The sequence below is a fragment of the Nocardioides mangrovi genome (assembly GCF_020073815.1).
Classification (GTDB): Bacteria; Actinomycetota; Actinomycetes; order Propionibacteriales; family Nocardioidaceae; genus Nocardioides; species Nocardioides mangrovi.
This window is the reverse complement of record NZ_JAIQZJ010000001.1, coordinates 197642-211018: the sequence shown is the minus strand read 5'-3', so window position 1 is coordinate 211018 and position 13377 is coordinate 197642. Positions and strand designations below refer to the sequence as shown.

Annotated in this window: 12 protein-coding genes; 2 read left to right on the top strand and 10 right to left on the bottom strand. The window is 73.0% G+C overall.

Annotated elements, in window-relative coordinates:
* Positions 1-4: 4 nt before the first annotated feature.
* The 8 genes from K8U61_RS00950 to K8U61_RS00915 are packed head-to-tail and all read right to left on the bottom strand — an operon-like array spanning position 5 to position 8610.
* Positions 5-1549: a DNA polymerase Y family protein gene (locus K8U61_RS00950; protein ID WP_224121084.1), complete on the bottom strand. Its 1545-nt coding sequence runs from the start codon at positions 1547-1549 to the stop codon at positions 5-7.
* A complete protein-coding gene (gene imuA', locus K8U61_RS00945; RefSeq protein ID WP_224121083.1) occupies positions 1549-2226 on the bottom strand; it encodes a DnaE2-dependent mutagenesis accessory factor ImuA' in 678 nt (225 codons plus the stop codon). The genes K8U61_RS00950 and imuA' overlap by 1 nt, the downstream gene beginning before the upstream one ends.
* Before the next feature lie 30 nt (positions 2227-2256).
* Positions 2257-4089, bottom strand: a complete 1833-nt coding sequence (locus K8U61_RS00940; protein WP_224121082.1) for an AMP-dependent synthetase/ligase — start codon at positions 4087-4089, stop codon at positions 2257-2259.
* 50 nt (positions 4090-4139) lie between these two features.
* Complete coding sequence (locus K8U61_RS00935) at positions 4140-4745, bottom strand: MOSC domain-containing protein (RefSeq protein ID WP_224121081.1); 606 nt, start codon at positions 4743-4745, stop codon at positions 4140-4142.
* Complete coding sequence (locus K8U61_RS00930; RefSeq protein WP_224121080.1) at positions 4745-5569, bottom strand: aminoglycoside phosphotransferase family protein; 825 nt, start codon at positions 5567-5569, stop codon at positions 4745-4747. Before K8U61_RS00930 ends, K8U61_RS00935 begins: the two co-directional genes overlap by 1 nt.
* Complete coding sequence (locus K8U61_RS00925; protein WP_224121079.1) at positions 5566-6066, bottom strand: hypothetical protein; 501 nt, start codon at positions 6064-6066, stop codon at positions 5566-5568. Before K8U61_RS00925 ends, K8U61_RS00930 begins: the two co-directional genes overlap by 4 nt.
* Positions 6063-7937, bottom strand: a complete 1875-nt coding sequence (gene lepA, locus K8U61_RS00920; protein WP_224121078.1) for a translation elongation factor 4 — start codon at positions 7935-7937, stop codon at positions 6063-6065. The genes K8U61_RS00925 and lepA overlap by 4 nt, the downstream gene beginning before the upstream one ends.
* Positions 7938-7971: 34 nt before the next feature.
* Positions 7972-8610, bottom strand: coding sequence for a TMEM175 family protein (locus K8U61_RS00915; protein WP_224121077.1), 639 nt, complete (start codon positions 8608-8610; stop codon positions 7972-7974).
* 40 nt (positions 8611-8650) lie between these two features.
* Between K8U61_RS00915 and K8U61_RS00910 the strand changes: the two genes are divergently transcribed.
* Together K8U61_RS00910 and rpsT are read left to right on the top strand one after the other, a co-directional pair.
* Complete coding sequence (locus K8U61_RS00910; protein ID WP_224121076.1) at positions 8651-9616, top strand: phosphotransferase family protein; 966 nt, start codon at positions 8651-8653, stop codon at positions 9614-9616.
* 122 nt (positions 9617-9738) lie between these two features.
* Positions 9739-9999, top strand: a complete 261-nt coding sequence (gene rpsT / locus K8U61_RS00905; RefSeq protein ID WP_224121075.1) for a 30S ribosomal protein S20 — start codon at positions 9739-9741, stop codon at positions 9997-9999.
* Between the two features lie 84 nt (positions 10000-10083).
* On the opposite strand, the gene holA is transcribed toward rpsT, so the two are convergent.
* Together holA and K8U61_RS00895 are read right to left on the bottom strand one after the other, a co-directional pair.
* Complete coding sequence (holA, locus tag K8U61_RS00900; RefSeq protein WP_224121074.1) at positions 10084-11070, bottom strand: DNA polymerase III subunit delta; 987 nt, start codon at positions 11068-11070, stop codon at positions 10084-10086.
* 12 nt (positions 11071-11082) lie between these two features.
* The gene (locus tag K8U61_RS00895) at positions 11083-13368 is read right to left on the bottom strand and encodes a ComEC/Rec2 family competence protein (protein WP_224121073.1); all 2286 of its coding nucleotides are present in this window, start codon (positions 13366-13368) and stop codon (positions 11083-11085) included.
* Between the last annotated feature and the right edge of the window lie 9 nt (positions 13369-13377).

The window sequence follows — 13377 nt, the reverse complement described above, 5'->3', positions numbered from 1 at the left end:
TCCCTCAGTCATACGCCGCCTCGGTCCACCACTGATCGGGCTCCGACCAGGTCAGCAGCCACGCGCGCCCGTCGGCGCCGACCACCTGGAAGCGGGCGATCCGTCTCGGGTCGGTCTCCCACCACAGCTCCTCGACCGGCCACGGGCCGGCCCACGCGGCGACCGGCTGCCAGTCGGCGGCAGGGTCGGTGCGGAAGCGGGCGGGCTCGCCGACGACCGCGCCGCGCGGGTCGACGCTCACCGGCTGGCGGAGGTGGGTGACCATTCCTGCCGGGCGCGGCTCGGCGAAGACCCGGGCCGGCGCGGGCGGCGGGATGCTGCCCGGCCACGGCAGCCCCGGGTCGCGCAGCCCGGTGGGCCGCTCGCCCCAGGGCACCAGCGCCTGCCGGTCGGCGGGGCCGCGGCCGCCCTGGACGACCGGACGGACGACGGCCTCGTGGCCGAGCATCCCCTGCACCCGGGCGATGCCGCGCTCGACCCGCTCGTCGGTGCCGCCCCAGAGCCCGTCGGCGTGGACGGCGTCGGGCACGACGGTCAGCGGGGTGAAGGCGACCCGGTCGACGGGCGCGGTGACCTCACCGGCGCGGAACCCTCCTTGGAGCTGCCAGTGGACCCGGTCGACCAGCTCGGCCGACCCGAACCAGCGCGGGTGCAGCCACACCCGAGCGGATGCCGGCTCGGCGTGACCCTCGCAGCGCGCCTCGACGAGCACCTCGGTGCAGACCAGGCCGTGGCCGGCCAGCCCCTCCACGAACCGGTCGACGGTCTGCCGGACGCTGAAGCCGATCGTCTCGGCGTTGTCGAGCGGCGGCTCGAAGTCGACGTGGCAGGCGAGCTCGGGCGGCGGGGTGCGGGTGGCGAGCGGGACGGCGCCGTCGCCGCCGAGCACCCGGTGCACCCAGGCGACCTGCCGCCCGAACCGGTCGCGGACGTCGGTCGCGGACAGGTCCGCGAGCTCGCCCAGGCTCCGGATCCCCAGGCGGCGCAGCAGGCTGACGGCGTCGCGGCCGCCCTCGAGGTCGTCGAGCGACTCGACCGACAGCCCGCGCAGGAAGCCCACCGACTCCCCCGGCTCGATGACCAGGCAGTCCTGCCGCTCGGCACGACGGGCGGCCTGCTCGGCGGTGAAGAGCTCGTCGGCGGCGCCGAACCGGCAGTCCCAGATCCCGACCCCGACCAGCCGCTCGGCGAGCAGCGCGGCACCGGGCGCCTCGCCACCGTGGAAGCGACCGGGCGCCCGGAGCGCGGCCAGCCCGGGACGCAGCGGCGAGACGCCGGGGTGCTGCTCCTCGACCGCCGCGAGCACCGGCTCGAAGGCGCGGGTGTCGCGGTCGGGGTTGGCCGGGTGGACCAGCAGCTCGGGGCAGCGACCCTGGGCGTCGCGGCGGCGCATGCCCCGGCGTACGCCGGAGGAGCGGGCGGCGGCCGTGCAGGCGACGACGGTGTTGGCATGGAAGACCGCGGCCGGCAGGTGGGTCGGCAACCCGGCCTCGGCGAGCGCCGCGACCACCGGCCAGTCGGGGCACCAGACGACCATCACGCGGCCCATCAGCTGGCCACCTCGACCTCCGGCGCGAGCGCCACGGGCGACTCGGCCCGGCGCCAGGTCTGGTCCTCGGCGGGGAACCACAGCGCGCCCCGCCGCGGCGGCGCCGTCCCCCGCTGCGCCTCGACCAGGAGGCGCCGGGACCGGAGGTGGCCGTGGCCCTCGCCCACCCCGCTCCACGCCGGCGCACGGGTGGTCAGCCGCACCTCGCAGCGCGGCCAGTCGCCGCGGGTGCGCTCGAGGGCGACCAGCGCGGCGCCACGCTTGCGGAGCCGGGCGGCGAGCTTCTCCGCGGTGCCGGGCGCGACCCGGCCGGCGGGCTGCACGACGACCACGGTCGCGACGTCGACGAGGGCCGCGGTGACCTCGAGCCACTGCTCCCCCGGGTCCGGCACCAGCACGGTGCGGCCGAGGTCGACCCCGAGCGCGGCGGCCGCCTCGGCACCGAAGTCGCGCACCCCCACCACGCCGCTCCACGCCCCGGCCCGGGACGGGCCGGCCAGCAGCGCCAGCGCCAGCGTCGCGCTGTCGACGGAGTAGGCCGCCCCCGCCCGCAGCTGGACCAGCCCGGCCAGGGCCGGGTGGGTCTCCAGCGGCGGTGCGATGGTGCCCGCCTCCAGCCGCGACATCTGGGTGCGCAGGGCAGCCAGGGTGTCGAGGGCATCAGGAGCGGCGGTCACACTCCATGATCGAACACTTGTTCGAACAGGTCAACTGTAGAAGGAGTCGATGACGTCCTGGTAGTTGGACTCGACGACGTTGCGCTTCACCTTCATCGAGGGGGTCAGCTCACCGGACTCGATGGTGAGGTCGTGGTCGAGGATCTTCCACTTCTTCACGGTCTCCCAGCGGTTGAGCTTGCCGTTGAGCTCGTCGACGTACTCCCCCACCATCTTCTCCACGGCGTCGGAGCGCACGATGTCGGTGTACGACGCGCCGACCATGCCGTTCTCCTCGGCCCAGCCGGCCATCGAGTCGGGGTCGAGGGTGATCAGCGCGGAGACGAAGTTGCGCTCGTTGCCGAAGACCAGGAACTGGCTGACGTAGGGGCAGATCGCCTTGAACTTCGACTCCAGCGCCGGCGGCGCGACGTACTTGCCGCCCGAGGTCTTGAAGAGGTCCTTGATCCGGCCGGTGATGGTGAGGAAGCCGTCGGCGTCGAGGCTGCCCTTGTCGCCGGTGTGCAGCCAGCCGTCCTCGGTCAGCGTCGCGGCGGTCTCCTCGGGGAGGTTGTGGTAGCCGGCCATGACGTGCGGGCCGCGCAGCATGACCTCGTCGTTCTCGCCGATCTTCACCTCGGCGCCCGGCAGCGCGGGGCCGACGGTGCCCATCTTGTAGTCGTCGGGGTGGTTGACCGTGGCGCCGGCGGCGTTCTCGGTCATGCCGTAGCCCTCAAGGATGAGGATGCCGGCGGCGTGGAACCACGCGCCGATCTCGGGGTTGAGCGCCGCCGAGCCGGAGATGAAGAAGCGCACCCGGCCGCCGAAGCGCTCGCGCACCTTGCTGAAGACGAGTCGGTCGAAGAGGGCGTGCTGGACCTTGAGCAGCAGCGGCACGGACTTGCCGTCGCGCTGGAGCTCGTCGACCTTGATGCCGACCTCGAAGGCCCTCTTGAAGATCTTCTCCTTCGCGCCGCCCTCGGCCGCCTGCATGGTGACGATGCGGGCGTAGGCCTTCTCGAAGATGCGCGGCGCGGCACCCATGAAGGTCGGCTTCACGACGCCCAGGTTGTCGACGATCTTGTCGACCCGGCCGTCGATCGCGGTCGCGAAGCCGCAGGCCAGCTGGGCGGAGAGCAGCACCTTGCCGAAGGAGTGCGCCATCGGCAGCCACAGGAACTGCAGGTCGCTCTCGTCGAGGATGTCCTGCACCTGGATAGCGGTGCCCTCGTAGACCCACGACCGGTGCAGCAGCCGCACGCCCTTGGGACGGCCCGTCGTACCGGAGGTGTAGATGAGCGTCGCGAGCTGGTCGGCCGGGATCGCCCGCGCGGTCTCCTCGACGATGCCGGGGTGCTCGGCGAGGTAGGCGTCGCCGAGCTCGGCGAGCGCGTCCATCCCGATGATCCAGTCGCCGTCGGCCTTGCCGTCGAAGGTGATGACCTTCGAGACGTGCGGGAGCTCGCCCTTGTTGGCGGTCAGCTTGGCCAGCTGGTCGTCGTCCTCGGCGAAGACGACGTGGCACTCCGAGTCGCCGAGGATGTACGTCGTGTCCTCGGCGTTGGTCGTCGGGTAGACCGTGGTGGTCGCGCCGCCGGCGCACATCACCGCGAGGTCGGCGAGGATCCACTCGTAGCGGGTGCCGGACGCGATCCCGACGCGCTGCTCGGGCTGGATGCCGAGCGAGAGCAGGCCGGCCGCGAGGCGGTGCACGATCTCGCCCGCCTGGGTCCAGGTGACGGACTCCCACGTCTCGCCCCGGGGGTAGCGGAAGGCCTCGTGCGGGCCGGAGGCAGCGACGCGGTCCAGGAACTGGAGGGCGAAGTTCTGGGTCAGGTGGTCCACGAAGCTCGCGTCCGTGGTCTTGCTGGCCTGGGCGGTCATGACACTCCTGCTGGGCAGCCGAGACGGTCAGGGTTGCGAAGTAACCTAGATCACGTAGGCAACTCACGGGTAGCAAGGGTGAGATTCGTCCCGTCGGCCCCACCCGTGACCGCAGCGAACAGCCCGCTGACCGTCAGCCCGTGGCCCGGTCGGTGGACCACCTCGACCGTGTCACCGGCCTCGATCACACCCTCCTCGACGACCCGCAGGTACGGCCCCGGCCGGCCGGCGGCCGTGAACCGCCGCGCCCACGAGGTGGTGTCGAACCCGTCCTGCTTGAGCCAGGCCTGGAAGACGCGGCAGGGCGTCCGCACGCTGCTCACCTCGAGGACGGCGTCGCCGATCCGCCACCGCTCCCCGATCTCGGCCGCGTTGACGTCGATGCCCCGGGTCGTGAGGTTCTCCCCGAAGAGCCCGTCCCGGATCTCGCGCCCGAGCTCTCGCTCCCAGTGGTCCAGGTCCTCCCGCGCGAAGGCGTAGACCGCCTTGTCGAGGCCGCCGTGGTGCTTGGTGTTGGAGACCCGGTCGCCGTCGAGCCCGAGCGCGCCGACGGCGACCGGCCCGGCGACCGGGTGCTTCTCGATCGAGGAGGTGCGGGTCCGCCCGAGCACCACCGGTCGCGGCGTGCCGACGTTGACGGAGAGGACGGTGGCCATCAGTCCTGCACCGACTTCGCGACCGTGACGCACCGGGTCACCCAGTCGTCGGTGCCGCCGTCGTCCGTCGCGTTCACGACCATCCGGAGCACCACCCAGTCGCGGGCGCGCTCCTCGTCGAGACCGGCCGCGTCGATGGCCGCGTGGAAGCGGGCGCGCACGCCGCGGCGTACACCCTGCCCACTCGGGGCGGCGAGCTCGTCCCAGCGGTTCCAGAGCAGCGGCGCCACCTCGTAGTGCGGGTCGCCGCTCAACGGCTTGGGGTCGATCACCAGCCAGGGCTCGCGGTCGGCAGCGAGCACGTTGGCGTAGTGGAGGTCGGTGTGGATCAGCCGGCCGTCGGTGGCCTCGTCCGCGAGGAAGTCGCGGCCGATCGAGATCGCCTGCTCGACCATCCGACGTGGCACACCGGCGTCACGTGGCAGCTCCCCCAGCTCGCCGACCCAGCGCCGTACGCAGGAGGACAGGGTCACGAACTGCGGGCCGGCGGGGACGTGCAGCCGCTGGTAGAAGCCGGCGACGATCTCGCAGGCCTCGACGTCCCAGTGCTCGGAGAGGTCCTCGTCGGGGTGCAGCCGCTCGAGCAGGAGCGCGAAGCGACGCGGGTCCGCCCGCAGCAGCTGGACCGCCCCGTCGCCGCGCCAGTGCTGGAGCGCGAGGTGCTCGAGCTCCGCCTCCCAGTGCGGCGTGCTGACCTTGAGCGCGGCCGGACGTCCCGACGCCGTACGCACCGGCAGGACACGCGCGCACCGCCCCGAGCGCGCGGCGCCGTCCGGCGTCAGCTCCCACTCCTCGAGCAGCTCGCGGAGCGTCGCCTCGGTCACGTGGTGCGGATCCAGTGGTCCGCCGGGACGTCGGGCCGGCCGGGGACGGGCTCCTCGGTCTCGACCCAGGCGTCCCCGAACGCCGCGGTGAAGACGCGCCGCCAGAAGGCGGTGGCCGGGCCGTTGGCGTCCTGGAAGGCGACCGTCCACGGCGGCGGGTGCTGGGCGAGCACGTGGGCGGCCAGCCGGGCACCCACGCCCGAGCGTCGCGCCGCGGGCACCACGAAGAACTGCCGCAGCGCCTGGTCCGGCGTACCGATCCCGCCGACCAGCGAGAAGGCGACCGGGGCGTCCTCGCCCGTCTGCGGGTGCGGCGCCCAGGCGATCCAGCCCTCGCGGCCGGGGCCGGGGTAGTCGGCGAGCTGGCGGGCGTTGTAGCGCCCGTCCGCGTAGGGGAAGCTCTCGCTGACCACGCCGTCCGCGAGGTCCTGCCGGAAGGCCTGCCAGAGCCAGGCGACGACCTCCCACTGGTCGTCCGCGACCGGACGGATCGTCACTTCTTGGACTTCTCCGCGGGCTGGGTGGTCGACAGCGCGGCGACGAACGCCTCGGGCGGCACCTCGACGGTGCCGATGTTCTTCATCCGCTTCTTTCCGGCCTTCTGCTTCTCGAGCAGCTTGCGCTTGCGGGTGATGTCGCCGCCGTAGCACTTGGCGAGCACGTCCTTGCGGATCGCGCGGATGTTCTCGCGGGCGATCACGCGGGCGCCGATGGCGGCCTGGATCGGCACCTCGAACTGCTGCCTCGGGATGAGCTCCTTGAGCTTGCCGGCCATCATCACGCCGTAGGAGTAGGCCGCGTCCTTGTGCACGATCGCCGAGAACGCGTCGACCGGCTCGCCCTGGAGCAGGACGTCGACCTTGACCAGGGCCGCGGCCTGCTCGCCCGAGCGCTCGTAGTCGAGGGAGGCGTAGCCCTTGGTGCGCGACTTCAGCTGGTCGAAGAAGTCGAAGACGATCTCGCCCATCGGCAGCGTGTAGCGCATCTCGACGCGGTCCTCGGAGAGGTAGTCCATGCCGAGGAGGCTGCCGCGCTTGGTCTGGCAGAGCTCCATGATCGTGCCGATGAAGTCGGACGGGCTGAGGATGGTGGCGCGTACGACGGGCTCGCGGACCTCGTCGATCTTGCCGTCGGGGAACTCGCTCGGGTTGGTCACCACGACCTCGGTCCCGTCCTCCATCACCACGTTGTAGACCACGTTCGGGGCGGTCGAGATGAGGTCGAGGTTGAACTCCCGCTCGAGCCGGTCGCGGGTGATCTCCATGTGCAGCAGGCCCAGGAAGCCGCAGCGGAAGCCGAAGCCGAGGGCTCCGGAGGTCTCCGGCTCGTAGGTCAGCGCCGCATCGTTGAGCTGGAGCTTCTCCAGCGCCTCGCGCAGGTCGCCGAACTGGTCGCCGTCGATCGGGTAGAGACCGGCGTAGACCATCGGGTTGGGGTGCTTGTAGCCGCCGAGCGCGTCGGTCGCGCCGCCGTGCTGCGTGGTGACGGTGTCACCGACGCGGGACTGGCGGACGTCCTTCACGCCGGTGATGAGGTAGCCGACCTCGCCGACGCCGATCTTGTCGGCCTTGACCTGCTCGGGGCTGATCACGCCGAGCTCGAGCAGCTCGTGGGTCGCACCGGTCGACATCATCTTGATCCGGTCGCGGTGGGTGAGCTCACCGTCGACGACCCGGACGTAGGTGACCACGCCGCGGTAGGTGTCGTAGACGGAGTCGAAGATCAGCGCGCGGGCCGGCTTGTCGGCCTCGCCGACCGGGGCCGGGGTCTGCTTGACGATCTCGTTGAGCAGCGCGTCGACGCCGACACCGGTCTTGGCGCTCACCCGGAGGACGTCCTCGGGCTCGCAGCCGACCAGGCCGGCGAGCTCCGCGGCGTACTTCTCGGGGTTGGCGCTGGGCAGGTCGATCTTGTTGAGCACCGGGATGATGTGGAGGTCGGCGCCCATCGCGAGGTAGAGGTTGGCCAGCGTCTGGGCCTCGATGCCCTGGGCGGCGTCGACCAGCAGGATCGCGGCCTCGCAGGCCTCGAGCGAGCGGGACACCTCGTAGGTGAAGTCGACGTGTCCGGGCGTGTCGATCATGTTGAGCACGTAGGTGCCCGGCTCGGCGTCCTGCTCGTTCCCGGCCGGGACCGTCCACGGCATCCGGACCGCCTGGCTCTTGATCGTGATGCCGCGCTCGCGCTCGATGTCCATCCGGTCGAGGTACTGCGCGCGCGCCGCGCGCTCGTCGACCACACCGGTCAGCTGGAGCATCCGGTCGGCGAGGGTCGACTTGCCGTGGTCGATGTGGGCGATGATGCAGAAGTTGCGGATGATCGCCGGGTCGGTGTGGCCGGGCTGGGGCGCGCTGGAGTTCGTGGGCACAGACGTCTCTCGGATCACGTACGGGGGACGGTGCTCATTCTCCCACAGGGGTACGCCGCGGGCCGCCTCCGCGCAGCCGCCGCCAGGCGTTGGCGATCGGCCCGGCCGCCAGCAGCAGGAGGATCGGGAAGTAGCTCGTCGCCGGGATCGCCAGGGTGATGGCCAGCGCGATGAGCAGCATGAGCACGTTGACGACCCCGACGACCGGGTCGAGGTCGTGCTCCGGGTCGGCGTCGGTGAGCTCGGGATGGGCGCGCAGGTAGCCCTCGAAGACGGCGAGGAAGAGCATCGTCGCGATCAGCGTGCCGATGTAGAGGATCTTCGTGGTCGCGTTGTCCTCGGCCTCGGCCATCAGGGCCGTCGGGAAGGGCAGGAAGACGATGGTCACCGCCCACAGCATCAGGATGCTCGCGGCGTGCCGGTCCCAGCGCACCACGTGCCGGGCGCTGTCGTGCTGGGCGAACCAGAAGCGTGAGACGACCAGGAAGCTGAGCAGGAAGGCCCACAGCTCGGACCTGTTCTCCCGCAGCAACGCGTTGACCGAGTCGTACTCGTCGACGTCCGCGGTGAGCTCGACCAGCGGCAGCACGAGCAGGGTGATCGCGATCGCGACGATCGCGTCCAGGAAGGTGATGAAGCGCTCGAAGCCACGCTCCGCGTCCGATTCGGCCACGGCCGCAGCGTAGTGAAGGCCGTGCTGGATGATGGGCGCCATGCCCGCCGTCCGCATCCCGACATCCATCCCGCACGGGCGTACGGCGCGCCGCCTGGAGTGGCCGCACCTGCCCCCACCGGTCCGGGACCTGGTCGAGCGCCGCTGCGGCTCGCCGGTCGTGGAGGCGGTCTCGCAGGGCGCCGGCTTCACGCCGGGCTTCGCCTCGGTCCTGGTGTGCGAGGACGGCAGCCGGCACTTCGTGAAGGCCGCCTCGACGCGAGCGCAGCGGATGTTCGCCGAGGCCTACCGCGAGGAGGCCCGCAAGCTCGCCGCCCTCCCGGACGACGCGCCCGCGGCCCGGCTGCGGTGGCAGTACGTCGGCGAGGAGTGGGTGGTCCTCGGCATCGAGCACGTCGACGCCCGCCAGCCGGTCCGACCGTGGCAGGCCGCCGACCTCGACGCCTGCCTGGGGATGACCGAGCGGATGGCGCAGGCACTCACGCCGGCGCCGGAGGGGCTGGACGGCGACGACTTCCCGACCGAGTTCGCCGACTGGCCGGCCTTCTGGGACGCGCTGCGCACCAGCCCGCCCGACGTACCCGGCTTCGCCGAGCACGTCGACGAGGCGGCCGAGCTGGCAGCGCGGTACGCCGAGGTCACCGTCGGCACGACCCTCGTGCACACCGACATCCGCGACGACAACCTGCTGCTGACCGTGGACGGCCGGGTGCTGCTGTGCGACTGGAACTGGCCGGTCGTCGGTGCCCCCTGGCTGGACACCCTCTTCCTCCTCATCGGACCGCGCGGCGACGGGCTCGACGTCGAGGCCGCGCTCGCCGCCTCCCCGGTCACCCGGGACGTGCCCGCCGAGTCGATCGACGTGGTGCTCGCGCTGGTCACCGGCTACTTCCTGCGCTCGGCGGCCCAGCCGGTACCCTCGACCTCGCCGTACATCCGCGACGCCCAGTGGTGGCAGGGCGAGGTGTGCTGGCGCTGGCTGGCGGAGCGACGCGGCTGGTCCTGAGCGCGATTTGGGCGGTCCGGAGCGCCGCTGCTAGCCTTGTCCGTCGCGTGTGAGGCACGTTCCTTGCGCGCGCACCCGATCTTTTACGACGACCGATCATCCTCGACGACGAAGGCAGCACAGTGGCGAACATCAAGTCCCAGATCAAGCGCAACAAGCAGAACGAGAAGCGCCACGAGCGCAACAAGTCCGTGAAGTCGGAGCTCAAGACCGCGGTCCGCAAGTTCAACGAGGCCGCCGAGGCCGGCAACAAGGACGAGGCCGTCAAGCTCGGCCAGACCGCCGCCCGCAAGCTGGACAAGGCCGCCTCGAAGGGCGTCATCCACAAGAACCAGGCCGCGAACCGGAAGTCCTCGATCTCGAAGAAGTCCGCCGCTCTCTGATTCCACCCAGATCGGTCGTCACAACGGCCCGCCAGACCTCGGTCTGGCGGGCCGTTGGCATGTCCAAGGGCGGTCGGCCCCGGATCAGCGCGGGTCGCGGAGATCGGTGATGGTGAGGACCAGTCGCTCGAGGGTGTACGACGCATCACTGGCGGCGCCCTTGATGTCGGCGTCGGCCTGGGCGATCGCGCGGATCGCGCGGGCGATGCCCCCGTCGCTCCAGCCGCGGGACTGGTCGCGGATGGTGCGCAGCTTCCACGGCGGCACCCCGACCTCGCGGGCCAGGTCGGCCTCGCGCATCCCACGTGGCGCGGACTTGTAGCGCGCCACTCCCCGCGCGCCACCGGCGAAGGCCGAGGTCACCAGCACCGGCGCGGTGCCGCCGTCGAGTGCCCAGCGGAGCTCCTCGAGCGCGGTGGCCCGCCGGCCCCAGAACGCCGCGTCGGCCACGGCGAAGGACTTGGCCTCGGCCCGGCCGCCGAAGTACTGCTTGACCTTCTCGGCCCCGATGGACCCCCCGGGGAAGTCGTTGGCGAGCTGGTCGGCCGCCGCGGCCAGGGAGCGCAGGTCCTGCCCGACGGCCTGCACCAGCTGGTCGGCGGCCTCCTGGTCGAGGGTCGCGCCGTGGCTGCGCACCTCGGCCATCACGAAGCCCGGGAACTCCGAGGCCCGCAGCTCCCCCGACTTCGACTCGGTGACCGGGGCGAGCTTGCGAAGCTTGGTGAGCACGCCGCTGCCCTTGGGCCCGCCGCCGTGCACCAGCACCAGCGCGACCTCCTCCGCCGGCGCGGCGGCGTAGCCGAGCAGGCCCTCGACCGACTCGTCGGGGAGGTTCTCCAGGCCGCGGACCACGACGCAGCGGATGCTCGAGAAGAGCGACGGCGCCGAGAGCTCGCCGAGGCTGGCCAGGGTCAGCTCGGAGGCCATCGTCTCGGACTGCTCGGCGTCGGCGTCGTAGGCCCGCACCGCGGCCCGCACGGCCGAGACCGTGCGCTCGTTGAGGAACTCCTCCTTGCCGGTCACCAGGGTGACTCGGCCGAGGACGTCTGCTGCGCGCGGTGAGGCTGCCATCGTGGGGAAACGCTATCGCGTGGCCACCGACAGTCCGCCGTCGTCCTCGACCACCGCGACGGCGCCGTCGAGATCGGTGCGCAGCACCCGGGTGCCGGCCGCTGCGAGGGGGTCCAGGGTGGAGGCTGCCGGGTGGCCGTAGTCGTTGTCGGCGCCCACCGAGGTGACCGCCACCCGGGCGCCGAGGGACAGCAGCCAGTCCATGTCCTGGTAGCGGCTGCCGTGGTGCGGCACCTTCAGCGCGTCGACCCGCAGCCCCGGGTACGCCGCCGCCAGCGCCGCCTGCCCCTCCGGCTCGACGTCACCGGTCAGCAGCATCCGGACCCCGCGCACCTGCGCCAGGAGCACGACGCTCGCCTCGTTGGCGGTGCTGCCGTCGCCGGGCCCCACGGTCGGCGAGTCCGGGAGCGGCCACAGGGCCTGCAACGTGACCTGGCCGACCTGCTGCGTCGCGGCGTACGGCGCCGGCACGGGTTCGCCCGCGACCGCGTCGACCTCCGCGACCCCCTCGGGCGGGTCGAGCAGCCGGGTCGTCTCGACCGTGCCGACCGAGCGCCCGTCGTAGACACCGGTGATGCCGTCCACGTGGTCGGCGTGGAAGTGGGTCAGCACCAGCAGCGGCACGCTCTCGATCCCGAGCGAGTCCAGGCAGGCGTCGACCAGGGTCGGGTCCGGGCCTGCATCGACCACCACGGCCGCGTGCGGGCCGGCGTTGAGCACGAGCGCGTCCCCCTGCCCGACGTCGCAGGCGACCAGCACCCACCCGCCTGGCGGCCACCCGGGCGTCGGCAGCCGGACGAGCACCGACACCACGAGCAGCGCGCAGCAGGCGATGCCCGTGCTGGGGCGGCGGAGCGCGAACGGTCCCCCGAGCGCGACCGCGGCCACGACGACCGTGAGGACGGCGAGCGCCACCGCGCCGGTCCCCCACCCCACGGCCGCGCCCGGCAGGTCCGCGCCGCGGGTCGCCACCGCGACGATCCAGGCGACGCACCACCCGGCCAGCGTGCCGAGCAGGCGCCCCGCCCACGGCCAGACCAGGCCGACCAGCCCACCCGACAGTCCCAGCACGGTGGCCGGCCCGACCACCGGCGCGACCAGCAGGTTGGCGACCACCGCGACGAGGCTGACCTGCCCCGAGATGGCGGCGACCAGGGGCGTGCAGGCGAGCTGGGCGGCGGCCGGCACGGCGATCGCCTCGGCCACCGACCGCGGCAGCCACCGGCCCAGGGCGTCGCGCCAGGCCGGCGCGAGCAGGACGATGCCGGCCGTCGCGAGGACCGACAGCGCGAAGCCGATCTCGACCGCGAGCCCGGGCGCCACCAGGAGCAGGACCGCGACCGCGACCCCGAGCGCCCGCGCGCCGCGACGGCGGCCGTCGGTCCCCATCGCGACCAGCCCCACCGCGCCCATCACGGCGGCGCGGAGCACGCTCGGCTCGGTGCGGGCCAGCAGCACGAACCCGACGATCCCCAGCGCGCCCACGACCAGCAGACCCCGGCCGCGCACCCCGCACCAGCGGGCGAGCAGCAGCAGGAAGCCCACGACCAGCGTCAGGTTGGTCCCCGACACGGCGAGCAGGTGGGTCAGGCCGGTGGTCCGGAAGTCGGCCGCGAGTCCGTCGTCGAGCCCCGCGTCGTCCCCGTCGACCAACGCCGGCACCAGGGCGCGCTCGGCCGCCGGCCGGTGCGCGACCGCGTCGCGGATCGACTGCCGCACCGCCGCGGCCCCGCGCCACCAGGCGTCGGGGGCAGCGACGACGGTCGGCGGGCCACGGGCGGCGAGCACGGCCGCCAGCCCGCGGTCGTCGGCCGTGCCGAGCGTCCCGGCCGCCGTGACGGTCGCGCCGAGCGGTACGGCGAGCCAGCCGTCGTCACCGAGGACGAGCACCGGCGTCGCGACCCCGGTGGTGCTCCCGCGCCCGGTCACCTGCCGGACCTCCAGGCGGACCAGGACGACGTCGTCGAACTGACTCTCGACCAGGCGCGGGTCCGAGACGACGGTCCCGGCCAGCCGGACGGCGGCGCGGTCCTCGGCCAGCGCGCGGACCGGGCCGTGGTCGACCTGCTCGAGCCGCGCCGTGGTCACGGCGGCCACCGCGGCCAGGACGACCAGGGCCCCCGCGAGGGTCCGGACGACGCTCGGCGCCGCACGACGGCCCAGCCAGGCCGGCACCAGCGCCGCGGCCGGGACGAGGACCGACCACCAGCCGAGCCAGCGGCTCGCGCCGGCGCCCGCCCACGCCGCGCCGGCGACCAGGAGCATCCGCAGGTCGTGACTCTCGGGCCGCGCTCCCACCACCTCACC